Genomic DNA, 24946 nt, shown 5'->3' on the forward strand with positions numbered 1-24946 from the left:
GTTCAGGATTGCTCTTCGAGCGCGAGCAGGCGTTCGGCCAGCCGCACCACCGGCGCATCGACCATGCGCCCGTCGAGGCTCACGACACCGCCGCCGGCCGCGCGTATGGCCTCGACCACGCGGCGGGCCCACGCCAGCTCCTGCGCCGTGGGGCCGAGCGCCGCATGGACCGGCGCGACCTGGTCGGGGTGGATGCACAGCTTGGCGCCGAAGCCGCCGCGCCGGGCGCGCGCGGTGTCCGCCGCCAGCCGGGCGGCGTCGCGCCAGTCGGGTGTCACGCCGTCGATGGGCGCTGCAAGGCCGGCGCGGCGCGTGGCCAGCAGCAACGCGAGGCGCACCGGCACCAGTTCGGCCTCGTCGGCGTCGCAGGCCAGGCCCAGGTCGGCCTGGAAATCCAGGTTGCCGAAGGCCAGGCGCAGCACCTGCGGGGCGGCAGCAAGTTCGTCGACCGCAGCAAGGCCAGCGGCCGATTCGATCAGCGGCACCAGCACGGCCGCCGGTCCGGCGGCGACAGCCAGCCGAGAGAGATCGGCCGCGCGCTCCGCCTTGGGCAGCACGATGCCGGCGATCAGCCCCTGCGCGACGAGCGCCCCGACCTGCGCGCAATCGTCGTCGTGCCACGGCGTGCCGACCGCGTTGATGCGCACCAGCAGCCGTCGCCGGTCTTCGGCGGGCAGCGCGGCGAACGAAGATGCCAGTTGCTCGCGCGCCGATGCCTTGCGCTCGGGCGCGACGGCGTCTTCCAGATCGACGATCACGCCGCCCGCCCCGGTTGCGAGCGCGCGCGCATGACGCTCCGGCCGGTCGGCGGGCACGAAGAGAAAGGCGCGTGCCAGCGAAAGCGGCGGCGCGCTCACACCGCCCTCGCCTCGCGCAGGGCCGCGATGTCCGCCTCGCTGCGCCCGAGGCTGCGCAGGATGGCGTCGGTGTGCTCGCCGACCGCCGGGATCGGGTCCATGCGGTAGTCGAAGGCGCTCTGGCGTCCGGCAGGCAGCAGGGCCGGTATGTCACCCGCGGGCGAGCCCACCTGCCGCCAGCGCTCGCGCGCCTGCAGCTGCGGATGCGCCCACAGGCCGGCCATGTCGTTCATGCGGGCGTTGGCGATCTGCGCGGTGTCGAGCCGCTCCAGCACCTGCGGCGTGCTCAGCGCGCCGAAGGTCTCGAGGATGATGGCGCGCAGCGTCTCGCGGTTCTCGTTGCGCCGCGCGTTGCTGTCGAAGCGCGGGTCGGCGGCAAGCCCCGCCTGCAGCAGCACCTTCTCGCAGAAGGTGCGCCACTCGCGCTCGTTCTGCAGGCCCAGCATCACGGTGCCGCCGTCGCCCGCGGGGAACGGGCCGTACGGGTAGATCGTCGCGTGCGACGCGGCGCTGCGCGGCGGCGGCGGCGCGCCGTCGTAGGCGTAGTACATCGGGTAGCCCATCCACTCGGCGAGCGATTCGAGCATCGACACGTCGATGTGCGAGCCCTTGCCCGTCTTGCCGCGCTGGAGCAGCGCCGCGAGGATGCCGGTGTACGCATACATGCCGGCCGCGATGTCGGCGATGGAGTTGCCCGACTTGCAGGGCTCGTCCGGCGTGCCAGTCACCGAGAGAAAGCCCGCCTCGCTCTGGATCAGCAGGTCGTAGGCCTTCTTGTCGCGGTACGGTCCGTCCTCGCCGTAGCCCGAGATGTCGCAGACGATGAGCCTCGGGTGCTTCGCCTGCAGCGCCTGCGCGCCCAGCCCCATGCGCGCGGCGGCGCCGGGCGCGAGGTTCTGCACCAGCACGTCGGCATCGGCCAGCAACTCCTGCAGCACGGCGAGCGCGGCGGGCTGCTTGAGATCGAGCGTGAGGCTTTCCTTCGAGCGGTTCACCCACACGAAATGCGAGGCCTCGCCGCCGACGCGGGCGTCATAGGCGCGCGCGAAGTCGCCCACCTCGGGGCGCTCCACCTTGATGACGCGCGCGCCGAGGTCGGCGAGCTGGCGCGTGCAGAACGGCGCGGCGATCGCGTGTTCGAGAGAGATGACGGTGATGCCGTCCAGGGGTCTTGTCATTTGTTCTTTCTCCCGCTCAGGCCAGCACGACCGTGGCCTGCATCGTGAGCCAGCCGTCGGCGTCCTCGCCCCAGAGCGCAAAGGTCTTTCCGTCGCCCGACGGCTTGCCGTGCACGCGGAACGGCGCGATGTCGAAGGTCGGCCGCACCGCGCGGAACTCGAAGCGCGCGAGCTGCGCGCCCTGCACGTTGCGGCGCAGCAGGTCGACCAGCAGCGTGGCGATCAGCGGGCCGTGCACGATCAGGCCCGGGTAGCCCTCGACCTGCGTGACGTAGCGGCGGTCGTAGTGGATGCGGTGGCCGTTGAAGGTGAGCGCCGAGTAGCGGAAGAGCAGCACGTCGTCGGGCGCGATGTCGCGGCTGAAGGTGGCGTCCTTCGGCGCTGGCGTGGGCGGCGGGCCCGCTTCGCCAGGTTGCGCCGCAGCGCGGTAGACGATGTCGTGCTCCTCGGTGAGCGCGAGGCCACGTTCGTTGCGCACCTCGTGGCGCACCAGCACGAACACCAGCTCGCCGGTGCGGCCCGCCTTGTGCGTGACCGAGACGATGCGCGAGGTGCGCTCCACCTTGTCGCCGACCTGCAGCGGATTGCCCGGCTCCCACGCGAGCCGCCCGCCCGCCCACATGCGGCGCGGCAGCGGCACCGGCGGCAGGAAGCCGCCGCGCTTCGCGTGACCGTCCTCGCCGATCTCGGACTGGCGGTGGTGCGGCAGGAAGTAGAGCCAGTGCCACAGCTCGGGCAGGCGCGTGCCGGCCTGCGGCGGCGCGTCGTCGCGATCGAGCGTGGCGGAAAGCGCGCGCACGGGCGCGGCGGTGATGTCGTCGGCCAGCGTTTCGCTGCGGCCCTGCCAGGCCTGCAGCTTCGCCAGCGCCTCGCCGTCGATCGCGAGGGGTGAAGTCTGTGTGTCGTTGCTCATGGATTCCTGTTCGTCATTCAGTCGACGGCCGCGCCGGAGGCCTTGACGATCCGCGCCCACTTGGCGAGGTCGTCGTGCAGCAGCGCCGAGAAATGTTCGGGGGTGGTCGGCGCGGCGATCTCCACGCCCTGCTGGTCGAGCTTGTCGCGCAGGTCCTTCGAGGCCAGCGCCTTGCGCGTGGCGTCCTGCAGCGTGGCGAGCACGTCGGCCGGCACGCCCGCGGGAGCGAAGAGGCCGATCCACAGCGTGCCGTTGTAGCCGGGCACGGCCTCGGCGATGGTGGGCACGTCGGGCAGCACGGGAGAGCGTTTCTCGCCGCTGACCGCCAGCGCGCGCAGCTTGCCGGCCTTGATGTGCGACAGCGCCGAAGGCAGGCTCGCGAACACGATGGGCAGCTGTCCGCCCAGCACGTCGTTGAGCGCCGGTGCCACGCCCTTGTACGGCACGTGCTGCATCGAGATGCCGGCCATGCTGTTGAGCATTTCGCCGAGCAGGTGATTGAGCGTGCCGTTGCCGGCCGAGGCGTACTGGTAGTTCGCGCCCTTGGCCCGCGCGAGCTTCAGGAACTCGGCGAGGTTCTTCGCCGGGAACGAAGGGTTGACCAGCAGCACGTTGGGCACCGCGCCGACGAGGCCGACGGGCTTGAAGTCCTTCTCGGGGTCGAAGCCCGGGTTCTTGTACAGCGCCGGGTTGATGGCCTGGCTGCTGCTGATGGTCATGAGCAGCGTGTAGCCGTCCTTCGGGCCCTTGGCCACCAGCTGAGTGCCGATGTTGCCGCCCGCGCCGGGGCGGTTGTCGACCACCACGCTGGCGTTGTTCATCACCTCGCCGAGCTTCTGGCCCACGAGGCGGCCGACGATGTCGTTGGTGCCGCCCGCAGCCTGGGGCACGACGAGCGTGACGGGGCGCGAGGGATAGCCTTGCGCGAGCGCGGGGCCCGCCGGAAGCACGAACGCGGCCGCCAGCGACAGCAGCGCCAATGCGCGGAATTTCATGTGTCTTGTCTCCATGGCCCGCATGGTCTGCCGCCCTACCCTCGCGCGCAATCTGCCATTTCGGAACCCAGCCTTCCGCATTTCCGAAGGCTGCGGGCATCCCGCGGCCTACCATCGCCCGATGCTCTTCGACCTCACCGACCTGCGCCTCTTCGTCGCCACAGCCGAGCTCGGCAACCTCACGCGGGCGGCCGAGCGCCAGCACATGTCGCTGGCTGCCGCCAGCGCGCGCATCAAGGCGCTGGAAACGCAGGCCGGCCTGCAACTCCTTCAGCGCGAGGCCCGGGGCGTGCGGCTGCTGCCGCCGGGCGAAGCCTTCCTGCATCACGCGCGCCTCGTGCTCCACCAGACGGAGCAGTTGCGCGCCGACCTGCTCGAGTACGGTGGCGGCCTGCGTGGACACCTGCGCGTGTTCGCCAACACCACGGCGGTGACCGACTTCCTGCCCGAGATCCTGCCGGGCTTCCTGGCGCGCAACCCGCGCATCAACGTCGACCTTCAGGAAAAACCGAATGCTCAGATCCCGCGCGGCGTGCTCGACGGCCGCGCCGACATCGGCATCGTCGCCGGCCGCGTCGACACGCTGGGGCTGGAAGCCATTCACTTCAGCACCGACCGGCTGGTGCTCGCAACCTCGCGCAAACATCGCTTCGCCAAGCGCAAGAAGATCTCTTTCGCCGAGACGCTGGACGAGGACGCCATCGGCATGCAGCAAGGCAGCACGCTGCAGACCTTCCTTGCGCAGATCACCGACAACCTCGGCAAGCGGCAGAAGCTGCGCATCCAGCTCGGCAGCTTCGACGCCATGTGCCGGATGATCGGCAACGGCGTGGGCATCGGCGTGGTGCCGGAGTCGGCGGCGCGGCGCAACCAGGAAAGCATGCAGCTCGCGCTCATCGACCTCGCCGACGCCTGGTGCGTGCGGGAGCGATACCTGCTGGTGCGCGACCGCGCGGCGCTGCCGATCTACGCGCAGGCGCTGGTCGACACGCTGTGCCGGCACTATGCCGAGCAGCAGGCTTCGTCAGAAAGCTGAATGCGGCACCGTAAAAACAGCAACTTGCGCGCGAATGCTGAACAACCCGCTCCCGTCCCCATTTTCCGTGGACAACTTTGGGGGTAACTCATGAGGAGCCTTGTAAAACGAATGCAAGTCGTTGTTTTACAAGGGTATTCCTTAGTTTGCTCAAAATTTGGGCGGTGAACAACTTTGGCCACCAAAACCGCTTCACCGGGCCCTCAAACAGCCTCCAGGCCCAGTTTTTCACGGTTTCCCGTGAGCGAAAAACGCTATCGGATCAGCCACTTGCGACTGGAATGTGGAAAAGCCGGCTTCTTCCCCATTTTCAGTGCACAACTTTGGGGATAACTCATGCGGAGCCTTGTAAAAGGAACGCAAGTCGTTGTTTTATAAGGGCATTCCACACTTTGCCCAAATTTTGAGCGGTGAACAAGATGCCGCTGGCAGCGGGTGCCGGTGGCAAAAATCTGCTAGCGCAGGGAATAGACGCCGTTCGCCCAGAACGCGCCGGCGGCCGTCTGGAGCGAGACCGTCACTTTCCTGTTCTGCGGATCGACCTGCACTTCGCCGCCCGTGACCGGTACGACGACAGAAGGGAACGGACTTTCATCAGTGAGGACGATCTGCCCCGCTTCATAGCGCGCAGCCACGACCGGCTTTTCAGGCAGGCGAATCGACAGCGACGCGACCTCCCCGTACAGGAAGCCACCGTGACCGGAGATCGCCCACTTTCCGGTGGGCGCCTTCAGTGAAATCAGGTGAACCGGCTCCCTGCCCGCGCGGCAGCTGCAATCGAACGTGGCATACCGCGTCGGAAAGGAAACGCAACCCGACAGCAGGAACAGGAACACGAGAGCGGCGACGAACGACCGGCGCGCACTCACGGCCATCGATCAGTACGGGGGCGCCTTGCGCGCACGCTGCGCACGCGCCGCCTCGGTCCACCAGGCGAGGTCGTCGGCGAAGCGCCCGAACGAACGCTGCAGCGATTCACCGGCAGGCCCCGTCGGCTTGCCTGCCGCATCCAGCGTCTGCGAGATCGGCCCGACGGCCAGCGTGCTCGACACGACGACCATGCCCATCTCCGACAGGATCGAATGCCACACCGTGCCCGAGCGCACGCCCGAGAAACGCCCCGCCGAATAGCTCGCGATAGCCGCGGGGCGCCAGAACCACTCCTCGAGGAAATGGTCGGTGAGGTTCTTCAGGCCGGGCTGCGGGCCCCAGTTGTATTCGCCGGTGACGAAGACGAAGGCGTCGGCCGTGCGGATCTTCTCGGCCAGGGCTTCCATCGCCGCCGGCGCGGTGCCCTTCGGATATTCCTTGTACATGCGGTCGAGCATGGGCAGGTCGACCGCCTTCGCGTCGATCAGCTCCGCGTCGTCGCCGCGTTCGCGCAAGCCGGCGACGATGTAGTCCGCCAGGCGCACGCCCATGCGGTCGGAGCGGTAAGAACCGTAGAAGACCAGGATCCTGTCGCTCATGGCTGCACCCTATTTCTGTTCCGCTTCGAGCTTGTCCTGCGTGCGGGTGTCGAAGTCACCGGCGTCGTGGCGCTCGTGCAGCTGGCTCGAAGGCTGCCCCCAGGTGCGGTTGACCATGCGGCCGCGCTGCACTGCCGGCCGCTTCGCGATCTCGTCGGCCCAGCGCACCACGTTCCTGTATTCGCCTACCTGGAGGAACTCGCCCGCCTCGTAGAGCTGCCCCTTGGCGAGCGCGCCGTACCAGGGCCAGACTGCGATGTCGGCGATGGTGTATTCATCGCCCGCCAGATAGCGGCTTTCGGCCAGACGGCGGTCGAGCACGTCGAGCTGGCGCTTGGTTTCCATTGCGAAGCGGTCGATGGCGTATTCGATCTTCGTGGGCGCGTAGGCATAGAAGTGCCCGAAGCCGCCGCCCAGGTAAGGCGCGCTGCCCATCTGCCAGAACAGCCACGACAGGCACTCGGCGCGCGCCGCCCGCTCGGTCGGCAGGAATGCGTTGCCGAACTTCTCGGCCAGGTACTGCAGGATCGCGGCCGACTCGAACACGCGGATCGGCGCGTCGCCGCTGCGGTCCATCAGCGCGGGGATCTTGGAGTTCGGGTTCACCGCCACGAAGCCGCTGCCGAACTGGTCGCCTTCGTTGATGCGGATCAGCCAGGCGTCGTACTCGGCGTCCGCGTGGCCCAGCGCCAGCAGTTCCTCGAGCATCACCGTCACCTTCACGCCGTTGGGCGTTGCCAGCGAATAGAGTTGCAGCGGATGCCTGCCTACCGGCAGATCCTTCTCATGCGTGGCGCCCGCGATTGGACGGTTGATGTTCGCGAAGCGCCCGCCGCTTTGCTTGTTCCATGACCAGACGGTGGGCGGCGTGTAGGCTGTCGTGCCATTCATGCGATGAGTTCCAGGAGTTGAACGGACGATGATCATTCTCTACGACTGCGCCACCGCACCCAGCCCGCGGCGCGCGCGCATCCTGCTTGCCGAGAAGGGCATTTCGCACGCGACCGTGCAGGTCGACCTCGCTCGTGGTGAGCAGATGGGCGACGCCTACCGGGCGATCAATCCGCAATGCACCGTGCCGGCACTGCGCACGGACGAAGAAGACGGCCTGCTGCTGACCGACAACGCCGCCATCGCGGCCTGGGTGGAGGCCCGATACCCGCAGCCGCCGCTGATGGGCGTCACGCCGCGCGAAAAGGCGGAGATCGCCAGCTGGAACTGGCGCATCGAATTCGAAGGCCTGCTGGCCATTGCCGAGACGCTGCGCAACAGCTCCCCCGCCATGGCCGACCGCGCGCTGCCCGGACCGGTGAACTACGCCCAGATCCCCGAGCTCGCACAGCGCGGACTCGCGCGGATCCAGCATTTCTTCGAGACGCTGAACGAACGACTGGCCGGCCGCGATTTCATCGCCACCGACCGGCTCAGCATTGCGGACATCACCGCCGTGGTGGCGGTGGATTTCGCCCGCGTGGTGCGGGTCAAGCCCGGGGAGCAGCACCCCGAGCTGCTGCGCTGGCGCGCGGCGATGGCGCAGCGGCCGTCGATGGCGATGGCGCGCTGAAGTCGAAGGGCCAAGGGTCCATTCGGATAGGGTGCAGTATCTTGACCGGGCCGAGCTGCTGCCGCTCCTCGAGCGATAGACCGTCCGAATAGTCGGCAAACAGCGTGCCGCAATCGTCGGCCAGGAACGGGACGCCGCGCTGCCAGATGATGCTCCAGTACGGACTCTTGGTCGGGCCGTGATGGCTTCCATCGCAGATGGTCGAACAGTCGAGCATCACGCAAAGCTCTCCTGCCAGCCGAAGCCCCAACTCGTACTGGTGCGACTCCTGACCGCCGACGACCCATCCGTTGATGACGAACGGGAACTCGCTGGGGTTCGGGTCGATGCTGAGCGCAATCTCGGCATCAAACGTGGGATCGGCAAGATCGCCCCACCACACCCGCGCGCCAGAAGCATGACGTGCAAGCGCCTGCTCGATGATCTCGCGCGTTGGCTCTCTGGAAAGGCCGACCCACATGACTGGTGGCGGTGAAAGATCGAATGGGACGTACCCGCCTTTCGGCCGACACGTCCCTTGTACGCTGGTTAGCGTTCGATCGTCAGCGCCACGCCCATGCCCCCGCCGATGCACAGCGAGGCGATGCCCTTCTTGGCGTTCTGGCGCTGCATTTCGTGCAGCAGCGTCACCAGGATGCGGCAGCCCGACGCGCCGATGGGGTGGCCGATGGCGATGGCGCCGCCGTTGACGTTCACCTTGTTGATGTCCCAGCCCATTTCCTTGTTCACGGCGCAGGCCTGCGCGGCGAAGGCTTCGTTGATCTCGAGCAGGTCGAGGTCGGCGGCCTTCCAGCCGGCGCGCTGCAGCGCCTTGGTCGAAGCGGGCACGGGGCCCATGCCCATGATGGCGGGGTCGAGGCCGGCGGTGGCGTAGCTGGCGATGCGGCCCAGCGGCTTCAAGCCGAGGGCTGCGGCCTTCTTGGCCGTCATCACCATCACGGCGGCGGCGCCGTCGTTCAGGCCCGAGGCATTGCCCGCGGTCACGCCGCCGGCCTTGTCGAAGGCGGGGCGCAGGCCGGCCAGGCCTTCGGCGCTGGTCTTGCGGTTGATGAATTCGTCGGTGTTGAAGACGACGGGGTCGCCCTTCTTCTGCGGAATGCTCACGCCGACGATCTCGTCCTTGAACTTGCCGGCGTCCTGCGCGGCGGCGGCCTTGGTCTGGCTGCCCAGCGCCAGTTCGTCCTGCGCGGAGCGGTCGATGCCGTACTTCTTGGCCACGTTCTCGGCGGTGATGCCCATGTGGTACTGGTTGTAGACGTCCCACAGGCCGTCGACGATCATGGTGTCGACCAGCTTCCAGTCGCCCATGCGCTGGCCGTTGCGCGAGTTGGGCAGCACGTGCGGTGCGGCGCTCATGTTTTCCTGGCCGCCGGCGATCACGATCTCGCTGTCGCCCGTGGCCACGGCCTGCGCCGCCAGCATCACGGCCTTCAGGCCCGAGCCGCACACGGCGTTGATGGTGAGCGCCGGGGTTTCCTTGGTGCCGCCGCTCTTCAGCCATGCCTGGCGCGCGGGGTTCTGGCCCGCGCCCGCTGCCAGCACCTGGCCCATGATGGCCTCGCCGACCTGCTCGGCCGTGAGGTTGGCGCGTGCAATCACTTCCTTGATCACGATCGCACCCAACTCCGTGGCCGGAATGCCGGCGAGCGAGCCGCCGAACTTGCCGACTGCCGTGCGGGCTGCCGAAACGATGACGATGTCTTCCATGAGGTTCTCCGTTGAAGTGATTTGAAACTCTGTTGCTACGGCCTTGCCGAGCCGAACTCCGTCAGGCCTTGGCCTTGACGTAGCGTCCCGGTGCCGGCTCGATGGCCTTGTAGGCCTTGCCATTGCCGTACGCCCTGGGAGCGGGAATCTGTTTGCCCGCGTGCCCCTTGAGCCATTGTGCCCAGTCGGTCCACCAGCTGCCGGGATGCTCCTGCGCGCCGGTCAGCCATTCGGCCTGGGTCTTGGGGAACTTGCCGTCCTCGCGGATCCAGTGGCTGCGCTTCTTCTTGGCGGGCGGGTTGATCACGCCCGCGATGTGGCCCGAGGCGCCCATCACGAAGCGCTTCTTGCCGGGCAGCAGCTGCGTGGAGGCGTACGCGCCGCCGATGGGCACGATGTGGTCTTCGCGCGAGCCGTAGATGTAGGCCGGGATGTCGATGCTGCCGAGGTCGATCTTCTCGCCGCAGACGGTGAGCGCGTTCGGCTTGGCCAGCTTGTTCTCGTGGTACGTGTTGCGCAGGTACCAGGCGTAGAACGGGCCCGGCAGGTTGGTGGCGTCGCTGTTCCAGTACAGCAGGTCGAAGGGCGGCGGGGTCTCGCCCTTCAGGTAGTTGCCGACCACGTAGTTCCACACCAGGTCGTTGGGCCGCAGGAAGCTGAAGGTCGAGGCCAGGTCGCCACCGGGCAGCAGGCCGCCCTTGCCCAGCTGCATCTCGCGGTACTGCACCATCTGCTCGTCCACGAAGATGTCGAGGATGCCGGTGTCGCTGAAGTCGAGGAAGGTGGTCAGCAGCGTGACCGAGGCGGCCGGCTTCTCGCCGCGCGCCGCGAGCACGGCCAGCGCGGTACTCAGGATGGTGCCGCCCACGCAGAAGCCCAGCGCGTTGATCTGCCTGCTGCCCGTGATCTCCTGCACCGTGTGGATCGCCTTGATGGCGGCGTTCTCGATGTAGTCGTCCCAGGTGGCCTTGCTCATCGACTCGTCGGGGTTGCGCCAGCTCACCACGAACACGCGGTGGCCTTGCTCGTTCGCATAGCGGATCAGCGAGTTCTCGGGCTGCAGGTCGAGGATGTAGAACTTGTTGATGCAGGGCGGCACCAGCAGGAAGGGCCGCTCATGCACCTTGGCGGTGAGCGGCTTGTATTCGAGCAGCTGGAAGAACTCGTTCTCGAACACCACGGCGCCCTCGGTGGTGGCCACGTTGCGCCCCACTTCGAAGGCACTCTCGTCGGTCATGCTGAGGTGGCCCTGCCTGACGTCGTGCAGCAGGTTCTGGATGCCCTTGGCGATGCTCTCGCCCTGCGTGTCGATGGCCTTCTTCTGCGCCTCGGCATTGAAGGCCAGCGAGTTGCTGGGCGCCGAGGCGGCCATCCATTGCTCGACGGCGAAGCGCAGTCGGGCCTTGGTCTTCTCGTCTGCCTCGATGGCCTCGGCCATGCTCAGCATGGTGCGGCCGTTGAGCAGGTACACGGCTGCCGAGAAGGCCGAAAGCGGATTGCGGCCCCAGGCATCGGCGGCGAAGCGCTTGTCGCCCTCGGGCTTCGCATCGAAGCCCTGGCGCCATAGCTCTGTGGCCTCGGCAAGGTACTGCTGCTGGATGGACTGGAGTTTTTCGGGATCGATGGAAAAACGGGGCAGATCGGGCATCTTCATGCCCTGGGGCAGTTCCCATAGCGGCGTGCCGCCGACATTGAAGGCCGAAGCCCCCTGTGCGGCGGACTGCTGGAACGATTCCAGCGCCTTGCTCCACCCTTCCGAAAGTGCCTGCTGGAAGGGCGCGAACGCATCGGCCCCCGTGGCTTGTTGCTTCATCATGTCTCCTGGTCCTCGCCTGAAACGGTACGGATGGCTTGCGTGTTTTGAGTATGCTGCATTCAAAGGGCCCTCACAACGCCGCCCTCCTCACTTACCAACTGAAACTTTCCGTGTTTATCCATCTGATCGTCATCGGCTGGTTGTATGTCGCCTTGATGATGGCCGTGGCCGAGGCCACCAACACCACAGGCACCGTGCTGGGCGCCATCTTCACATTTCTTTTGTACGGTTTGGCGCCGGTGGCACTGGTGGTTTACCTGATGGGCACTCCCGCACGGCGCCGAGCGATCAAGCAGCGCGAACTCGAGGCTCAGGAAGCCGCGAGGCGCGCGGCGGCCGAGGCTGCGGGCTCAAACCTTCCAGACCAGGGCGGCGAAGCGCCCGCTGACGCCGTCGCGCCGGTGCGAAAAGAACCTTGAAGCGTCGGTGACGGTGCACCACGGATCGCTGCCGTCGTTGCCGTACACCGCCCCGATGCCCGCGGCTTGCAGCCGCTGCCGCGCCAGCGCCGGCAGGTCGGCCAGCCATTTGCCTTGCGCCGGCGCGGGCCGGAAGCAGGATGCGGCTTCGGGTGAATGCGCCTCGAAGGCGGCCTTGACCTCCGGCCCCACCTCGAAGGCCTTGGGACCGATGCAGGGGCCAAGCCAGGCAATGACGCGCGAACCGCCCTCGGCCTCGAAGGCCTTCGCGGTCTGCTCGAGCACCCCGCCCGCCAGTCCGCGCCAGCCGGCATGCGCTGCCGCCACGCGGTGGCCGGCTTCGTCGGTGAAGAGCACGGGAAGACAGTCGGCCACCATGATCGTGCAGGCCAGGCCTGCGGCAGTGGCGGTGCAGGCATCGGCCGCGGTGCCGTCGCGCACCATGTCCTGTGCGGCATCGAGCGCGACCACGCCCGTGCCGTGCACCTGCTGCAGGAAGACCGGACGCGCGCCGACAGCGGTGCGAAGGCGATTCCGGTTCTCCGCCACATGCGCGGGCTCGTCGCCCACGTGGTCGCCGAGGTTGAAGCTGCGGTAGCGCCCCGTGGAAACACCGCCCTCGCGCGTGGTGCACACGGCCCGCACGTTCGGCGGCGCGGGCCACTCGGGCACGAGCCAGCGTGCATCCATGGGCTTCAGGCTTCCGCGTCGGGCGCCTGCGAAGGCTGGGCGCGCTGGAAGGCCTCGTGCTCCATGCAGGCCTCGAAGGCGGCCATGGTGCGCGGCAGGCCGCTGAAGTCGCAGTCGAAGCGGCGGCCGTTGAAGATCTGCGGCACCAGGCAGCAGTCGGCCATGGTGGGCGTGTCGCCCCAGCAGTAGGTGCCGGCGGGGTACTGCGCGAGCTGGCGCTCGAAGGCCATCAGGCCGTCGCGCACCCAGTGGCGATACCAGGCATTCTTGGCGTCCTCGTCGAGCTTCAGGTCCTTCACGAGGTACTTGAGCACGCGCAGGTTGTTGAGCGGGTGGATCTCGCAGGCGATCGACTGCGCCAGCGCGCGCACGTGGGCGCGGCCCACCGGATCGCTGGGCAGCAGCGGCGGCTCGGGATGCACTTCGTCAAGGTACTCGATGATGGCCATGGACTGCGAGAAACGCTCGCCCTCGTCCTCGAGCAGCGGCACGAGCCTGTCGGCGGAGATGGAGGCGAAGGGGCCGGTACGGTGGTCGCCGCGCGCGATGTGCACGGGGATGTATTCGAAGTCGAGGCCCTTCAGGTTGAGGGCGATGCGCACGCGGAACGAGGCGGAGGAGCGGAAGTAGTTATGCAGCTTCATGATTTCGCAAGCATAGCGCTCCCTCCATGGCGCAGCGTCACGAGCGGGCTATAGCCACCAGCACGCAGCGGAAGTCCAGCAGCGCGGCCTTCGGCGACGTGGTGGCGATGGCATCCCGCCACTCGTCGAGGATGCGGCGTGCGGCTTCTTCCTGGCGGGCGGCGATGCCGATGCGCCATGGCCCCAGGGTGCCGGGCTCTTCGCCCTCGCCGTGGTTGTGCCGGCCCTCGCCGTAAGGGCGCCCCTCGGAACAGGCGCGGCAGAGAATCTGCATGCTGGTCGTCCAGTTCTCGGCGCTCGCGTCGGCGGCCTCGAAGCGCCGGACCAGCGCCTCGATGTCTTCCTTCGTCGCGTCCTCGACCATGACCTCGTAGGTCGAGTAGTCGGAAGGAGCGATCAGCTCGAGCGCGTCGAACACCGGCACCTCGCGCTCGCCCCGCAGGCGGTAGCCGTTGGCCGCGCCGTCGTGCAGCACGAGGTCGCCATAGCGGTGGCCGCTGTCAGGTGTGGGCACGTTGCGCAGGATGGCCCGTGCCGGGTCGATGCGGTCGGCCCACACCACTTCACTGGCCTCGTCGCCGTGCACGCGGATGGGCGTGAGCCCGATGAAGAGGTCGACCGGCCCCTCGCCGTCCGGCACCTTGATGCCGTACTGCCGCCAGGCGTTGCGGGCGGCGTCCCAGTCTCCCAGCGCCGTGGCCGCGATGCCGAGGTTCCAGATGGCGCCCTCGTTGCGCGGATCGCATTGCACGGCGCGGGCATTGGCTTGCAGCGAGGCGGCCCAGTCGCCGCGGTACTTGTGGATGAGGCCGATGTTGTACCAGGGGGCCGACCAGTTCGGCAGCACCGCGCCGGCCTGGGCATAGGCCTCCAGCGCGCCGTCCTGGTCGCCCTCGTCGTCGAGGCGGCGACCTAGTTCGTTGAGCGCGTTGGCCTTGCCGGCCTTGCCGATTCGGATGGGCATGGTGGGAAATGAGGGGAATGGAGAAGGAATACGCCGCTCGGGCCGTCTATTGTGAGCCCCGCGCCTCTGGCACACTGCCGGTTTCCCGCCCAGGTTTCGTTGAAAAAGGACACGTCTCAATGGCTTCCGAGTTCGTCTTCGCCCCGTCCCCCGCCGTCTCGGTGCCGGTGGCCGGCCAGTCCGCCCGCTTTCCGGTGCACCGCATCTACTGCGTGGGCCGCAACTACGAAGATCACGCCAAGGAAATGGGCTTCACCGGCCGCGAGCCGCCCTTCTTTTTCATGAAGCCCGCCGACGCGCTGGTGGTGGTCGACGCGGGCCAGACCGGCACCATGGCCTACCCCTCGCTCACGAAGAACCTGCACCACGAGATCGAACTCGTGGTCGCCATCGGCACCGGCGGCAGGAACATCGCCGCGGCCGACGCGCACAAGCACATCTACGGCTATGCGGTCGGCCTCGACATGACGCGCCGCGACCTGCAGAACGACATGAAGAAGCAGGGCCGCCCCTGGGACATCGGCAAGGGCTTCGAGCAGAGCGCGCCCATCGGCCCGATCGTGCCCGTGGCGCAGGCCGGCGACGCCGAGAAGGCCGAGATCTCGCTGCAGGTCAACGGCACCGACCGCCAGCGCAGCAACGTGAGCAAGCTGATCTGGAACGTGGCCGAGACCATCGAGCACCTGTCGGCGGCCTGGGAGCTGCAGCCCGGCGACCTGATCTACACCGGCACGCCCGAAGGCGTGGCCGCCGTGGTGGCCGGCGACACGCTCGTGGGCGAGGTCGCGGGCCTGCCGGCGCTGACCGTCAAGATCGTCTGAAGACGGCGGCCGGACCCATTCATGCTCCTGCGCGTACCCATCAAGCATTGCAAGAACTGCGGCACCGCGGTGGTCTACCGCGTGCCGGACGACGGCGACACCAAGCAGCGCGCCGTCTGCCCGGCCTGCCACACCATCCACTACGAGAACCCGCTGAACGTGGTCGGCACCATCCCCGTCCTGGGCGACAAGGTGCTGCTGTGCAAGCGCAACATCGAGCCGCGCTGGGGCAAATGGACGCTGCCGGCCGGCTTCATGGAACTCGAGGAAACCACCGCCCAGGGCGCGGCCCGCGAGACCGACGAGGAGGCCGGCGCGAACTTCGAGATCGAGGGCCTGTTCTCGGTGATCAGCGTGGTTCGCGTGGGCCAGGTGCACCTGTTCTACCGAGCGCGCCTGCTCGACGACAAGTTCGACCCGGGCCACGAGACCATCGAGGCGCGGCTCTTCACCGAGGAAGAGATTCCCTGGGACGAGATCGCCTTCCGCACGGTGCGCGAGACGCTCGAGCACTACTTCGAGGACCGGCGGAGCGGCAGCTTCGACCGCGTGCACGAGCTCAGCATCGTTTGACGAAATCCATGAACAAGACACTTCGCGCCACCCTCCTGTGCGGCGCCAGCCTCGGCTTCGCGCTGGCGGCAGCGGCGGCCAGGGCCGAAACCGTGGGCGACGTCGACACCGCCTTCAAGCTCATCGGCCCCGACCACAAGATCGTGATCGAGGCCTACGACGATCCCAAGGTCAACGGCGTGACCTGCTATGTCTCGCGCGCCAAGACCGGCGGGCTGGCCGGCGCCTTCGGCGTGGCCGAGGACAAGGCCGAAGCCTCCATCGCCTGCCGCCAGGTCGGCCCGGTGAGCATCACGCAGCCGCTGCCCAAGCGCGAGGAGGTCTACAGCGAGCGGCTGTCGGTGCTCTTCAAGCGCCTGCGCGTGGTGCGCATGGTGGATGCCAAGCGCAACACGCTGGTCTACCTGACCTACTCCGACCTGCTGATCGACGGCTCGCCCAAGAACAGCGTGACGGCGGTGCCCATCGACCGCGGCACGCCCATTCCGCTCAAGTAGCGCCATCCGGGCATCCGGGGCAGGCAATGCCCCGGATGCCCGATGCCCTCTTCACAGCCGGTTGCTCTTTCGCGCAGCGCCGGCGCGGCGGTTTGCTAGCATCGCCCGCATGGCGCGCCCCGCGCGTGCCGGTTTGCAGGAACCCTCCGCAACGAACCCGTTCGAACAGAGCCCATGCACCTTCAGACTTTTGTTTTACGCACCGGCGCCATGGCGCTGCTCGCCGCGGGCCTCGCGGCCTGCTCCACCGTCGACCTCAACACGCCCTGGCCGGCGCCCCCGGCGGCCAAGCCACCGGTGCAGCAGCGCCCGGCGGCACTGTTCATCCGTCCCGCGAACGGCCCGACCATCGCCCGCTTCGACGGCGACCGCGTCAAGGGCATCGACATCGCCGGCAACCTCGGCGACCCGGTCGTCGCCTCGGCCGACGGCCGCGTGGTGTACGTGGGCGGCGAACTGCCGGCCTACGGCAACATGGTCATCGTCAAGCACAACGAGACCTTCCTCACGGCCTATGCGCACGTGCAGACCATCCTGGTGAAGGAAAACGCCGTCGTCCGCCAGGGCGACAAGATCGCCGAGATGGGCCGCAGCAACGCCGACCGCGTGAAGCTGCGCTTCGAGATCCGCAAGAACGGCAGCCCGGTCGATCCCGAGCCGTATCTCAGCGGTCGCCTGATGCAGTAACGGCCGACGGGCCGACGGCCCGGCCGCACTCGCCGCCAATGAAAAAGCCCCCTTCCGGGGGCTTTTGTTTTTCTTCCGCTTTTCCAGGGCGCCCGAATAACGGGCGCCCTGCCTCCCTTCCTCCCTGTATCAGTCGGTCATTCGGCCGTGGTGTTGTCGCGAAGCACGATCTCGCGCCAGTTGCTGTCGTAGGTGCTGACGAACATGTTCCTGTAGTAGACCGAGCCCTGCGCCGGCAGGTTGAAGGTCTTCGATGCCGTGCCCGTTGCCGAGGGAGCGACATCGGCCCGGTCTGTCGCACCGGCCGAGGGGCCCGCCATCAGGTTCAGGAAGAACTGCGCGGCGAAGCCCGCGTTCAGGCCGGTGGCGCTGATGGCGAAATCGCTCCCGCCCACATAGGACGACAGGGCCGGCGTGGTCGAGAAGGCCGGGTAGCTGACCGCGGCGGTTTCGGCCAGCGTCAGCGGACGGCCATGGAAGCGGTGCCTGTAGATGATGTCGAAGCCGTTGAACTTGGCCACCGTCGTGCCGTCGCTCTCGTAGGCGGTGAAGGTGTACTCGGGCGTGGCGGGAAGCGCCGCGATCGCGCTGTCGCCCAGGCCGGCGTTCGGCAGGCCGGCGCAGTTCGAGGTCAGGTAGTAGTAGTTGTAGGTCGACGAGCCATCGATCGGCCACGCGCCACCACCCGAAGGACGCACGTGGCGCAGGCCGCCCGCGGGCAGGCCCGGGCCGGTGACGACCACCGACGCGACGTTGCCGCTGTTGGAGGTGTTCGTGTCCTGGATCTCGAACTGCAGCGAGCTGCTCACGCAACCCGTCGCCTTCTCCTTGGTGGCGTGCATGTGCGGATTGATGTCCAGCACGCGCCCGTCGCCGCGCAGGCGCCACGCACCGTCCGTGCCCTTCACGATCTGCATGCCCTGCGTGTTGCTGAAGGCGATGCCGTTCTTGTCCTTGTGCGTGAACTCGACGTAGGCGCGCGGGCTCGTGTTGTTGGCGTCGATGGTGTAGTTGATGCGCTGGATCACCACGTCGGTGAAGCTCGCGCCCACGAGGCTGGTGTCGGTCGCCGTCTCGTTGGCGAACTGCGAGGCGCTGAGGTCGGAGAACCTGAAGCCGTAGGTGCCGGTGACGGGATTGGTGCCGTCGGTCATCAGCGACAGCAGCTGCGACGGCGCGGGCAGTCCGGTGGCGAACTTGCCCACGAAGTCCGCGAGCACCTTGCGGATCGCCACGATGTCGTCGGCCGCGGTGTCCATGCCGGAGCCGCTCATCGGCGCGGCGGCGGGCTCGGCCGCGGCCTTCACCGCCAGGTCGTCGGAGATCTGCTGCTGGGTGACGATGTTGGTGATGGTCGCCACGTTGGTGGCCGGGTCGACGCTCACGCGCAGCACGTCCAGCGCCTTGTCCAGCGCGCTCGACAGCGGCGTGAAGGCGGTGCGCAGCAGGTCGATGCTGGCGTCCACGCCCATGGCCTGCAGCACCGGCAGCAGCTTGGCCTTGAGCGCGTCGGACTCGGCCTTGAGCTCGTCGGCCGAGAGCGAGGCGAACTCGCCGCCGTCGAAATACTGCGAGGCCAGCCGGCCGGCGATGTTGGCCACCACCAGGTCGGTCAGCGGCGTGATGTTGATGGTGCCGTTGACGTCCGCCGCGGTCGCGGCCGAATGGATCACCACGCGCTCGCCGGCCACCGTGCCCTCGGCGCGGAAGACGAAAGGCGCGGTCATGCCGCTCACGTCGATCTTGTAGTTGCCGTCGACCAGCGGTTCGGTCTTGGTCGCGCCCTTGGCGTCCTTGACCGTGACGGTACCCACCAGCGGCAAACCGGAGGCCGCCGTGCCCGAAAACGTAACAGGCGCCGATGCGGCCGGCGGATCGCTGGCCGGCGGGTTGCTGCTACCGCCCGCGGCCGGGAAACCGGCGAAGCCGCCGCCTCCGCCACCACCGCCGCCGCCACAGGCACCGAGCGAGATCAGGAGCGCCACCGCGCACGCGCAGCGCGTCGTCTTGAAGAAGGACCGGCCGGAGGCCGCTGGGGTCGCGAAGTTTGTATTCATGGATGGTCTTGTCTAGTGAAGGGGCAAACAAAAGAATCAACTCGTAACACGAGCGTTGCGATTCTTCTGGAGCCCCCTCCTGTCGACCATCCTCTGTTTTGAGGATGCGGGACGTGCCCGCCTAAAGCAGGCTCTCGGGTACCAGCGGCGCGAGCAGTTCGAGCTTCCACCTCGACCAGAAGTCCGTTTCGGGCTCCCGGTGCAGGATAGTGTCGGCCGCGTCGCCCGAGGCCGGGCTCACCCACTCGATGGCGCCCGTCGGGCCCAGCTGCAGCTGGTAGGCGCCGTCCAGCCGTATGAAGCCGATCAGGCTGGTGAGCTGCTGGGCGATCTGCGGGCTGAAGATGAAGATGCCGATCTCGGTGTTGTGCAGCATCGAGCGCGGATCGAAGTTCATCGAGCCGATGAAGACGATCTTGCGGTCGATCACCGCCGACTTGCCGTGCAGCCGGCCGCTGGCCGAGCCGTACATGCCGAAGCGCTTCGTCTGCTCCACCCGCTTGGGACTGAGCTCGTAAAGCTCCACGCCCAGGCGCAGCATCTGCGAGCGGTAGCGGCGGTAGCCGATGTGCACCAGCGACTCGTCCGTGGCCGCCAGCGAATTGGTGACGATGGTGTAGCTCACGCCGTTGCCGCGCACGATGCGGATCGTCTCCATGCCGCCGCGCCCCGGAATCAGGTAGGGCGTGGTCTGCATGATCTCGTTCTCGGCGCCGCGCAGGTAGCGCTGCACGTTGTAGAGCACGCTGTCCTTCGACTCGTCGGCCGGCAGGCCGCGCGCCTCGTCGGTCGCTCCCAGCGCCTTGGCGGGCGGATCGGCGTACGCCTCGGCGCGCGCCCAGACCAACTTCAGCGCGCCGGCGTCGAGGTCCTTGGCCAGCGGGTTGTTGCCCAGCAGGTCGGTGGAGCCTGGCTCCTCGGGATGCAGCTGCTCGGGGCCGGTGGTCAGGCGATCGAAGCGATCGCGCAGCTGCCGCGGCGTCTCGCCGGTGGGCGGCACCAAAGACTCGATGGGATAGACGTACTGGCTGTTCCAGTACATGTCGAACAGCGAGGACAGCCTGGGCACCACCTCGCCGGCCACCAGCGTGTCGATGTCGATGAAGTTCGAGCCTCCGTCGCGCAGGAAATACTCGTTGGCCATGTTGCGCCCGCCCATCACGGCGATGGTGTTGTCCACCACGTAGAGCTTGTTGTGCATGCGGCGGTGCACGCGGTCGAAGTCGAGAATCGACCAGGCCCAGCGCGTGCCGAAGCGGTCGCGCCCGGCGGGAAACGGATTGAAGAGCCGCACCTCCACGTTCGGGTGCGAGGCGAAGCTGGTGAACAGCGGATCGGCGCCGGCGGTGTAGAGGTCGTCCACCAGCAGCCGCACGCGCACGCCCCGGTCGGCCGCGTCACGCAGGGCACGCAGCAGGTAGCGGCCGGTCTCGTCGTTCTGCACGAGGTAGTACTGCACGTCGATGGAGCGCTGCGCCCGGCGCGCGAGCTCGATGCGCGCATGCAGCGAGAACTGCGGCATCGGCAGCAGCCTGAACCCGCTCAGCGGCTCGCCGGGCGGCGCCGCCGCCTTCACCAGGCGGCCGAGCGTGGTTTCGGTTCCGTCGGCGATGGCCGCCGAGGGCTTGCGCGGCACTTCCGCCGGCAGTCCGGCGCAGCCCGCCAGGCACAGGGCCGCGAGGCCGAGCAGCAGCCATGCGAGCCATCGGACATGCGGTTTGTCGGATGTCCGGCGGCAGGAATTCGGCATGGATGGCGGCGCGTGGGTTGGGTCGTGGGTCGGGCGTGACCCGGAAAAAGGCTCGCGGTTTCTACCACGAGCCCGGCCCATGTGCTGCGCCGCCGCACGAGATTCAAGGCCCCCTCAGGAGCGGCGCGACGGCCCCCATTGCCTGACGAAATGATCGGCCCGCAGCGTGGCCCGCTCGACCGCCGCGTCCCACGACAGCTGCTGAGTGATGACGAGCGCGCAGCGCGGAATGCCGCTGAAGCTCAGTTCGGCGATACCGGCGTAGGTGCCGCTGGGCGTACGCATGAGCTCGATCCAGCCCGTCCAGCCTTCTGGAACGCTGAGAGCGAGTCGAGCGCCGTCCATAGTGGATTCACCGTCACCCATTTGATACGTATTTTTCGGAATTTAAACCCTAAGCACTACTCATGGCCAGAGGGGTGACGACGGTAAGGTCTGAACGGCCAAAGGGCATCACGCGAACATGGGAGGCACAGGCCCGTCTGCCGCCTCCAGGCAGCCCGCCGCCGGCCGAGGCCCGCGAGGCGGCTGCGGCTTTTCGGCAAGATCGGGGGGACATGAACAGGATGACGACGAACTCCAGGAATACCGGCAGCGGCGGCGGCCCGGCGGCAGCCACCACCCTCGCCCTGTTCGACGACCCGCCCCGCGCGGCGCGCGAGCCGCTGGGAACGGGCGCCTTCGTGCTGCCCGGCTTCGCCCTCCCCTTCGTCGACGAACTGCTGCCCGCCATCCGCGCAGTGGAAGCGCAGGCGCCGTTCCGCCACCTGGTCACGCCCGGCGGCTTCACCATGTCGGTCGCGCTCACCAACTGCGGCGCGCTCGGCTGGACCAGCGACCGGCGCGGCTACCGCTACAGCGCCACCGATCCCGACAGCGGCAGGCCCTGGCCCGCCATGCCCGAAGCGCTCGCCCGGCTGGCGCGTGAAGCGGCTTCGGCGGCGGGCTTCGACGGCTTCGCGCCCGATGCCTGCCTGGTGAACCGCTACGCGCCCGGCGCGCGGCTGTCGCTGCACCAGGACAAGGACGAGCGCGACTACGGCGCGCCGATCGTCTCGGTGTCGCTCGGCATGCCCGCCGTGTTCCTGTTCGGCGGCCTCGCGCGCGGCGACAAGGCCGCGCGCGTACCGCTGGCGCACGGCGACGTCGTGGTCTGGGGCGGCGAAGACCGGCTGCGCTACCACGGCGTGCTGCCGCTGAAGGACGAGCCGCATCCGCTGCTGGGCGCCATCCGCATCAACCTCACGTTCCGCAAGGCAGGCTGACACGCATGCAGGCTATCGACGACAAGAAGAAGGAAGAGAAGAAGAGCACGAACAGCACGAGTCCCGGCGCCGCCGTCCGCCAGCTCTACGCCGCGCTGTGGCACTTCGCGGCCGGCGCGCGTGCGCAGCTGCTCTCGGCCACCGCGCTGCTCGCGGCCTCGCAGCTGATCCGCCTCACGCTGCCCTACCTCGCGGGCCAGGCCATCAACGCCCTGCAGCGCGGCGAGCTCGGCACGGCCGGCCGCTGGATCGCGGGGCTCGCCGGCGTGTACGTGGGCGCCTGGGCACTGCACGGGCCGGGCCGCATCCTCGAGCGCAACGTGGGCGTGAAGGTGCGCGAGGCGCTGGCCGACCAGCTGTATGCACGCATCGCCGCCGCGCCGCTGGCCTGGCACGAAGGCCATCACTCGGGCGAGCTGCAGCACCGCGTGCACCAGGCCAGCCGCGCGCTGTCGGACTTCGCGCAGAACCAGTTCATCTGGCTCACCAACGCCGTCAACTTCGTCGGGCCGCTGGTGGCGCTGGCGCTGCTGTCGCGCACCAGCGGCATGACCGCGCTCGCGGGCTACGTGCTGATCGGCCTGGTCATCGTGCGCATCGACCGCGCGCTCATGAAGCTCGCGCGCGCCGAGAACGACGCCGACCGCCGCTACGTGGCCGCCCTGCTCGACTTCCTGGGCAACGCCTCGACCGTGATCGGCCTGCGCCTGCAGGGTGCCTCGCGCCTGCTGCTGCGCCGCCGCATGGCCGCGATTTCGCTGCCGCTGAAGCGCGCCGTGGTGCTGAACGAAGGCAAGTGGTTCGCGGTCGACCTGATGGGGCTTGCGCTGACCTGGGGGCTGGTGGTGATCTACGTGTGGCAGGCCCGCGCACCCGGGCAGGTCGTGATGCTGGGCGCCGTGTTCATGATCCACCAGTACGCGCAGCAGGCCGCCGGCGTGGTCACCTCGGTGGCCGCCAACTTCAGCTTCTTCGCGCGCATGCACACCGACTACGGCAGCGCCGGGCCGATCTGGCAGGCGCCCTCGGACAAGGAGGCGCTGGCCACGCCGCCCGGGCAGGTGCCGGCGCACGAGCGGATCGAGGCCGATGCCGCCTGGCGGCAGCTGGACATCCGGGCGCTGCAATGGCGCTACGCACCGCGCGGCGCGCCGATCGACGAAGCCGGCATCGCCGAGCCCGCCGTGCGCAGCGGCCTGCACGACGTGGCGCTGACGCTGCGCCGCGGCGAACGCGTCGCCCTCGTCGGCCCGAGCGGCGGCGGCAAGAGCACGCTGTTGCGCGTGCTGGCCGGGCTCTACGCACCCGGCAGCGGCACGCTGCTGTTCGACGGCCGGCCTGCCGACTGGGCCCGGCTGCGCCGGCTCGCCACGCTGATCCCGCAGGAAACCGAACTCTTCGAAGCCAGCGTGCGCGAGAACCTCGCCTTCGGACAGCCGCACGACGACGCGCTGCTGCAGGCCGCGCTGCACACCAGCACCTTCGACGAAGTGCTGAAGGCGAACGGCGGCGACCTCGACACCGCCGTGACCGAACGCGGCTTCAATCTTTCAGGCGGCCAGCGCCAGCGGCTGTGCCTCGCGCGCGGCGTGCTCACGGCACAAGGCAGTTCGCTGCTGCTGCTCGACGAACCGACCAGCGCGCTCGACGCGAACACCGAGGCCCGGGTGCTGGAGCGCATCGCGGCCGCGTTCCCGGATGCCTGCCTGATCGCATCGGTCCACAGGCTGAGCCTGCTCGAGCGCTTCGACACCGTGGTGCTGATGGAGGCCGGGCATGTGCTCGACCATGGGCCGTGCAAGGAGGTGCTGCGAAGGCAGCCGCTGCTGCAGCGGATGGCCTTGCCGGCCGGCGCGCAGGCCTGAGTGCCAAGCCGCCTACGGCAGGTTCTCCCTGAAGATCACCTGGCTGCGCGTCGTCTCGACGCCGCTGAGCGCCTCGCGCCGGTCGCGCAGGTTGGTGAAGATGCGCACGCAGTTCATGAGCGTGGTGTGCGGGCTCTGCGTGATCACCGCGTCCATGCTGCCGTCGATCAGCAGCGCGCGCGTGTCGGGCGTGAGCCCGTGGCCGATGAAGACCACCTTCTGCTCGCGCCCCGCCTCCTTCAGTGCGCGCGCCACGCCGTCGGAGGCGCCGCCGATGTTGTAGATGCCGCCCATGTCGGGGTGCTGCTCCAGCAGCGCGCGCGTCTGGCGGTAGTTCTTGTCCGCGTCGTCCTGTCCTTCGCGCAGGCCCACCACCTCCAGCCGCGGGAACATCTCGTCGATGACGTGCAAAAAGCCGGCCTCGCGCTCCTCATGCGCCTTGTAGCTCAGGCTGCCCGCGATCAGCGCGACCTTGGCGGCCCGCGCGCCGATGAAGCGCCCGATGAGATAGCCCGCGGTGCGCCCGGCCGCGCGGTTGTCCAGCCCGACGAAGGCCGCGCGCTCCGAGTTCGAGAGGTCGGAGATCAGCGTGACCACCGGCAGCCCGCGCGCCGCCAGCGCGGCCACCGCCTCGCGCACGGCCGGATGCTCCAGCGCCATCATCGCGATGCCGTCGCAACGCTGGCCGTGCCTGCGCAGGGCGTCGGCCAGCTCGTGAGGGTTGAAGCTCTCGATGAACACCGTGCGGCACTGCACGTTGAACGGCGCCCAGTGCTCCTGCGAGTAGCCCACCATGTCGCCCAGCATGCGGATGAAGCGGTTGGTGCCGGCCGGCAGCAGGAACACGAGCCGCAGCGGCGGCGGCGTGAGCGCGGCATAAAGCTCGGGCCCCGGCAGGTAGTCGAGCTCGCCCGCCGCCTTGAGCACCCGCTGCACCGTGGCGTCGCGCACGCCGGGGCGGCGGTTCAGCACGCGGTCGACGGTCGCGGTCGACACCTGCGCCGAGCGGGCGATGTCGACCACGCGGGCGCGCCGCGCCTCACGCGGCGAGCCGGGCCGGGATGTGTGTGAAGGGTTTTCCCGCATACATCAAAAACCATCAGGCAGAAGTTTGACCCGAATGATGCAGGCTTTTATCTTCGCTGTGCATCGAATTCGACGATGCATCAGATTGCATCA

The 24946-nt window shown here is 68.4% G+C and carries 26 protein-coding genes; 9 read left to right on the plus strand and 17 right to left on the minus strand.

The window, feature by feature from the left end; translation table 11 throughout:
* Positions 1 to 2: 2 nt before the first annotated feature.
* From EJP69_RS06095 to EJP69_RS06110, 4 genes are read right to left on the minus strand one after another with little or no spacing between them, the layout of a single operon-like run.
* Complete coding sequence (locus EJP69_RS06095) at positions 3 to 857, minus strand: HpcH/HpaI aldolase/citrate lyase family protein (RefSeq protein ID WP_126469047.1); 855 nt, start codon at positions 855 to 857, stop codon at positions 3 to 5.
* Positions 854 to 2035, minus strand: a complete 1182-nt coding sequence (locus tag EJP69_RS06100) for a CaiB/BaiF CoA transferase family protein (protein WP_126469049.1) — start codon at positions 2033 to 2035, stop codon at positions 854 to 856. The genes EJP69_RS06095 and EJP69_RS06100 overlap by 4 nt, the downstream gene beginning before the upstream one ends.
* Positions 2036 to 2051: 16 nt before the next feature.
* Entirely contained in the window at positions 2052 to 2948 is an 897-nt protein-coding gene (locus tag EJP69_RS06105) for an HTD2 family dehydratase (protein WP_126469051.1), read from the minus strand.
* Positions 2949 to 2965: 17 nt separating this feature from the next.
* Positions 2966 to 3943 carry a tripartite tricarboxylate transporter substrate binding protein gene (locus EJP69_RS06110; protein ID WP_126469053.1) on the minus strand — a complete coding sequence of 326 codons (978 nt, stop codon included), beginning with the start codon at positions 3941 to 3943 and terminating at the stop codon, positions 2966 to 2968.
* Between the two features lie 121 nt (positions 3944 to 4064).
* Between EJP69_RS06110 and EJP69_RS06115 the strand changes: the two genes are divergently transcribed.
* Positions 4065 to 4979 (plus strand): LysR family transcriptional regulator, encoded by a 915-nt coding sequence (locus EJP69_RS06115; protein ID WP_093201932.1) that lies wholly within the window; start codon positions 4065 to 4067, stop codon positions 4977 to 4979.
* Between the two features lie 455 nt (positions 4980 to 5434).
* Here the strand turns inward: EJP69_RS06115 and EJP69_RS06120 are convergent, their stop codons facing one another.
* The 3 genes from EJP69_RS06120 to yghU are packed head-to-tail and all read right to left on the minus strand — an operon-like array spanning position 5435 to position 7339.
* The gene (locus EJP69_RS06120) at positions 5435 to 5854 is read right to left on the minus strand and encodes a hypothetical protein (RefSeq protein WP_206169284.1); all 420 of its coding nucleotides are present in this window, start codon (positions 5852 to 5854) and stop codon (positions 5435 to 5437) included.
* Positions 5855 to 5857: 3 nt separating this feature from the next.
* Positions 5858 to 6448 carry an NADPH-dependent FMN reductase gene (locus EJP69_RS06125; RefSeq protein ID WP_093201937.1) on the minus strand — a complete coding sequence of 197 codons (591 nt, stop codon included), beginning with the start codon at positions 6446 to 6448 and terminating at the stop codon, positions 5858 to 5860.
* A 9-nt stretch (positions 6449 to 6457) separates the two neighbouring features.
* Positions 6458 to 7339: a glutathione-dependent disulfide-bond oxidoreductase gene (gene yghU, locus EJP69_RS06130; RefSeq protein ID WP_126469056.1), complete on the minus strand. Its 882-nt coding sequence runs from the start codon at positions 7337 to 7339 to the stop codon at positions 6458 to 6460.
* A 28-nt stretch (positions 7340 to 7367) separates the two neighbouring features.
* Between yghU and EJP69_RS06135 the strand changes: the two genes are divergently transcribed.
* Entirely contained in the window at positions 7368 to 8012 is a 645-nt protein-coding gene (locus EJP69_RS06135; protein ID WP_126469058.1) for a glutathione S-transferase family protein, read from the plus strand.
* On the opposite strand, the gene EJP69_RS06140 is transcribed toward EJP69_RS06135, so the two are convergent.
* The 3 genes from EJP69_RS06140 to phaC form a co-directional block, all read right to left on the minus strand.
* A complete protein-coding gene (locus tag EJP69_RS06140; protein ID WP_126469060.1) occupies positions 7930 to 8472 on the minus strand; it encodes a hypothetical protein in 543 nt (180 codons plus the stop codon). The two genes, EJP69_RS06135 and EJP69_RS06140, sit on opposite strands and share 83 nt — an antisense overlap.
* Positions 8473 to 8540: 68 nt before the next feature.
* Positions 8541 to 9719 carry an acetyl-CoA C-acetyltransferase gene (locus EJP69_RS06145; RefSeq protein ID WP_093201945.1) on the minus strand — a complete coding sequence of 393 codons (1179 nt, stop codon included), beginning with the start codon at positions 9717 to 9719 and terminating at the stop codon, positions 8541 to 8543.
* 61 nt (positions 9720 to 9780) lie between these two features.
* Positions 9781 to 11532, minus strand: coding sequence for a class I poly(R)-hydroxyalkanoic acid synthase (gene phaC, locus EJP69_RS06150; RefSeq protein ID WP_126469285.1), 1752 nt, complete (start codon positions 11530 to 11532; stop codon positions 9781 to 9783).
* Between the two features lie 113 nt (positions 11533 to 11645).
* Between phaC and EJP69_RS06155 the strand changes: the two genes are divergently transcribed.
* On the plus strand, positions 11646 to 11954 hold the full coding sequence (locus tag EJP69_RS06155) for a hypothetical protein (RefSeq protein WP_126469062.1): 309 nt from the start codon (positions 11646 to 11648) through the stop codon (positions 11952 to 11954).
* Here the strand turns inward: EJP69_RS06155 and pgeF are convergent.
* The 3 genes from pgeF to EJP69_RS06170 are packed head-to-tail and all read right to left on the minus strand — an operon-like array spanning position 11886 to position 14252.
* Positions 11886 to 12644: a peptidoglycan editing factor PgeF gene (gene pgeF / locus EJP69_RS06160; RefSeq protein WP_126469064.1), complete on the minus strand. Its 759-nt coding sequence runs from the start codon at positions 12642 to 12644 to the stop codon at positions 11886 to 11888. The two genes, EJP69_RS06155 and pgeF, sit on opposite strands and share 69 nt — an antisense overlap.
* Positions 12645 to 12649: 5 nt before the next feature.
* A complete protein-coding gene (maiA, locus tag EJP69_RS06165) occupies positions 12650 to 13288 on the minus strand; it encodes a maleylacetoacetate isomerase (RefSeq protein ID WP_093305083.1) in 639 nt (212 codons plus the stop codon).
* A 37-nt stretch (positions 13289 to 13325) separates the two neighbouring features.
* Complete coding sequence (locus EJP69_RS06170) at positions 13326 to 14252, minus strand: tetratricopeptide repeat protein (RefSeq protein ID WP_126469066.1); 927 nt, start codon at positions 14250 to 14252, stop codon at positions 13326 to 13328.
* Positions 14253 to 14371: 119 nt separating this feature from the next.
* Here EJP69_RS06170 and EJP69_RS06175 point away from each other — a divergent pair, with 119 nt between their 5' ends.
* The 4 genes from EJP69_RS06175 to EJP69_RS06190 all read left to right on the plus strand — a co-directional run bounded on the left by EJP69_RS06175 (position 14372) and on the right by EJP69_RS06190 (position 16830).
* A complete protein-coding gene (locus EJP69_RS06175; protein WP_093305086.1) occupies positions 14372 to 15073 on the plus strand; it encodes a fumarylacetoacetate hydrolase family protein in 702 nt (233 codons plus the stop codon).
* Between the two features lie 21 nt (positions 15074 to 15094).
* Positions 15095 to 15646, plus strand: a complete 552-nt coding sequence (locus tag EJP69_RS06180) for an NUDIX hydrolase (protein WP_126469067.1) — start codon at positions 15095 to 15097, stop codon at positions 15644 to 15646.
* An 8-nt stretch (positions 15647 to 15654) separates the two neighbouring features.
* Positions 15655 to 16143, plus strand: a complete 489-nt coding sequence (locus tag EJP69_RS06185) for a CreA family protein (protein ID WP_093201963.1) — start codon at positions 15655 to 15657, stop codon at positions 16141 to 16143.
* A 174-nt stretch (positions 16144 to 16317) separates the two neighbouring features.
* Positions 16318 to 16830: a murein hydrolase activator EnvC family protein gene (locus EJP69_RS06190; protein ID WP_093201965.1), complete on the plus strand. Its 513-nt coding sequence runs from the start codon at positions 16318 to 16320 to the stop codon at positions 16828 to 16830.
* A 137-nt stretch (positions 16831 to 16967) separates the two neighbouring features.
* Here EJP69_RS06190 and EJP69_RS06195 read toward each other — a convergent pair whose 3' ends face one another.
* The 3 genes from EJP69_RS06195 to EJP69_RS06205 form a co-directional block, all read right to left on the minus strand.
* Entirely contained in the window at positions 16968 to 18887 is a 1920-nt protein-coding gene (locus EJP69_RS06195) for a hypothetical protein (protein ID WP_126469069.1), read from the minus strand.
* 121 nt (positions 18888 to 19008) lie between these two features.
* Complete coding sequence (locus tag EJP69_RS06200) at positions 19009 to 20637, minus strand: phospholipase D family protein (RefSeq protein WP_126469070.1); 1629 nt, start codon at positions 20635 to 20637, stop codon at positions 19009 to 19011.
* Between the two features lie 114 nt (positions 20638 to 20751).
* The gene (locus EJP69_RS06205; RefSeq protein WP_240652046.1) at positions 20752 to 20922 is read right to left on the minus strand and encodes a hypothetical protein; all 171 of its coding nucleotides are present in this window, start codon (positions 20920 to 20922) and stop codon (positions 20752 to 20754) included.
* Between the two features lie 281 nt (positions 20923 to 21203).
* On the opposite strand from EJP69_RS06205, the gene alkB reads away from it, so the two are divergent.
* Both alkB and EJP69_RS06215 read left to right on the plus strand, forming a co-directional pair.
* Positions 21204 to 21902, plus strand: coding sequence for a DNA oxidative demethylase AlkB (alkB, locus tag EJP69_RS06210; protein ID WP_126469071.1), 699 nt, complete (start codon positions 21204 to 21206; stop codon positions 21900 to 21902).
* A gap of 5 nt (positions 21903 to 21907) precedes the next feature.
* Positions 21908 to 23767 (plus strand): ABC transporter ATP-binding protein, encoded by a 1860-nt coding sequence (locus EJP69_RS06215; RefSeq protein WP_126469072.1) that lies wholly within the window; start codon positions 21908 to 21910, stop codon positions 23765 to 23767.
* A 12-nt stretch (positions 23768 to 23779) separates the two neighbouring features.
* On the opposite strand, the gene EJP69_RS06220 is transcribed toward EJP69_RS06215, so the two are convergent.
* Positions 23780 to 24853: a LacI family DNA-binding transcriptional regulator gene (locus tag EJP69_RS06220; RefSeq protein ID WP_093201978.1), complete on the minus strand. Its 1074-nt coding sequence runs from the start codon at positions 24851 to 24853 to the stop codon at positions 23780 to 23782.
* Positions 24854 to 24946 lie beyond the last annotated feature (93 nt).

The sequence above is a fragment of the Variovorax gossypii genome (assembly GCF_003965815.1).
GTDB classification, from domain to species: domain Bacteria; phylum Pseudomonadota; class Gammaproteobacteria; order Burkholderiales; family Burkholderiaceae_C; genus Variovorax; species Variovorax gossypii.

Excerpts from the sequence above, each read along its gene's own strand:
- EJP69_RS06180 (WP_126469067.1), top strand. The coding sequence starts at position 15,095 with ATGCTCCTGCGCGTACCCATCAAGCATTGCAAGAACTGCGGCACCGCG.
- EJP69_RS06120 (WP_206169284.1), bottom strand. The coding sequence starts at position 5,854 with ATGGCCGTGAGTGCGCGCCGGTCGTTCGTCGCCGCTCTCGTGTTCCTG.
- phaC (WP_126469285.1), bottom strand. The coding sequence starts at position 11,532 with ATGAAGCAACAAGCCACGGGGGCCGATGCGTTCGCGCCCTTCCAGCAG.
- EJP69_RS06205 (WP_240652046.1), bottom strand. The coding sequence starts at position 20,922 with ATGCGTACGCCCAGCGGCACCTACGCCGGTATCGCCGAACTGAGCTTC.
- EJP69_RS06190 (WP_093201965.1), top strand. The coding sequence starts at position 16,318 with ATGCACCTTCAGACTTTTGTTTTACGCACCGGCGCCATGGCGCTGCTC.
- EJP69_RS06125 (WP_093201937.1), bottom strand. The coding sequence starts at position 6,448 with ATGAGCGACAGGATCCTGGTCTTCTACGGTTCTTACCGCTCCGACCGC.
- EJP69_RS06220 (WP_093201978.1), bottom strand. The coding sequence starts at position 24,853 with ATGCGGGAAAACCCTTCACACACATCCCGGCCCGGCTCGCCGCGTGAG.
- EJP69_RS06215 (WP_126469072.1), top strand. The coding sequence starts at position 21,908 with ATGCAGGCTATCGACGACAAGAAGAAGGAAGAGAAGAAGAGCACGAAC.
- EJP69_RS06100 (WP_126469049.1), bottom strand. The coding sequence starts at position 2,035 with ATGACAAGACCCCTGGACGGCATCACCGTCATCTCTCTCGAACACGCG.
- EJP69_RS06200 (WP_126469070.1), bottom strand. The coding sequence starts at position 20,637 with ATGCCGAATTCCTGCCGCCGGACATCCGACAAACCGCATGTCCGATGG.
- yghU (WP_126469056.1), bottom strand. The coding sequence starts at position 7,339 with ATGAATGGCACGACAGCCTACACGCCGCCCACCGTCTGGTCATGGAAC.
- EJP69_RS06140 (WP_126469060.1), bottom strand. The coding sequence starts at position 8,472 with ATGTGGGTCGGCCTTTCCAGAGAGCCAACGCGCGAGATCATCGAGCAG.
- EJP69_RS06195 (WP_126469069.1), bottom strand. The coding sequence starts at position 18,887 with ATGAATACAAACTTCGCGACCCCAGCGGCCTCCGGCCGGTCCTTCTTC.
- EJP69_RS06175 (WP_093305086.1), top strand. The coding sequence starts at position 14,372 with ATGGCTTCCGAGTTCGTCTTCGCCCCGTCCCCCGCCGTCTCGGTGCCG.
- maiA (WP_093305083.1), bottom strand. The coding sequence starts at position 13,288 with ATGAAGCTGCATAACTACTTCCGCTCCTCCGCCTCGTTCCGCGTGCGC.
- pgeF (WP_126469064.1), bottom strand. The coding sequence starts at position 12,644 with ATGGATGCACGCTGGCTCGTGCCCGAGTGGCCCGCGCCGCCGAACGTG.
- EJP69_RS06110 (WP_126469053.1), bottom strand. The coding sequence starts at position 3,943 with ATGAAATTCCGCGCATTGGCGCTGCTGTCGCTGGCGGCCGCGTTCGTG.
- EJP69_RS06115 (WP_093201932.1), top strand. The coding sequence starts at position 4,065 with ATGCTCTTCGACCTCACCGACCTGCGCCTCTTCGTCGCCACAGCCGAG.
- EJP69_RS06105 (WP_126469051.1), bottom strand. The coding sequence starts at position 2,948 with ATGAGCAACGACACACAGACTTCACCCCTCGCGATCGACGGCGAGGCG.
- EJP69_RS06170 (WP_126469066.1), bottom strand. The coding sequence starts at position 14,252 with ATGCCCATCCGAATCGGCAAGGCCGGCAAGGCCAACGCGCTCAACGAA.
- EJP69_RS06135 (WP_126469058.1), top strand. The coding sequence starts at position 7,368 with ATGATCATTCTCTACGACTGCGCCACCGCACCCAGCCCGCGGCGCGCG.
- alkB (WP_126469071.1), top strand. The coding sequence starts at position 21,204 with ATGACGACGAACTCCAGGAATACCGGCAGCGGCGGCGGCCCGGCGGCA.
- EJP69_RS06185 (WP_093201963.1), top strand. The coding sequence starts at position 15,655 with ATGAACAAGACACTTCGCGCCACCCTCCTGTGCGGCGCCAGCCTCGGC.
- EJP69_RS06145 (WP_093201945.1), bottom strand. The coding sequence starts at position 9,719 with ATGGAAGACATCGTCATCGTTTCGGCAGCCCGCACGGCAGTCGGCAAG.